The organism is Desulfosporosinus metallidurans (assembly GCF_001936615.1).
Classification (GTDB): domain Bacteria; phylum Bacillota; class Desulfitobacteriia; order Desulfitobacteriales; family Desulfitobacteriaceae; genus Desulfosporosinus; species Desulfosporosinus metallidurans.
On sequence record NZ_MLBF01000213.1, the window covers coordinates 1 to 384 of the forward strand.

Annotated in this window: 1 protein-coding gene; it reads right to left on the reverse strand. The window is 43.0% G+C overall.

Features of this window, described 5'->3' with window-relative positions; genetic code table 11:
• Positions 1-146: 146 nt before the first annotated feature.
• Positions 147-384: hypothetical protein (locus DSOL_RS28345; RefSeq protein ID WP_207649703.1), on the reverse strand; the 238-nt coding region annotated here is incomplete at its 5' end.

A 384-nucleotide genomic window follows, 5' to 3' on the forward strand; every position in this document is an offset into this window, starting at 1 on the left:
ACATCAGAAAAAGTTCTCGTCAAAGAGTTGTCCCCTGAATAGATTGCGAACAGCCTTGGCTAGGACTTTGTAGCCTACTATAAAATAAGCCGTTAAGTTAACCAAATATTCAATAATTTCCCAAGAACTGTTTTTTCCAACGTGACTCAAAAAACTAAACCTACCGCAAATAACACACCCGCAATCATAATCCTTGTAAGTCTCCGCTTATTCTCCTTAGCCGCAGCAGCAGTATTATCCGGAGTAGCTACTTTTTGCTTCGTTTGGATCGGAACGAGTGTTACTCCCGCCTCAATTCTCTCCATAATATCCTCGAGCCTGCACGACCCGCGAAGGTAGGTAAGAAAACCGTCTTGATCGCATAGTTGATCGTTGTCTCTCCTA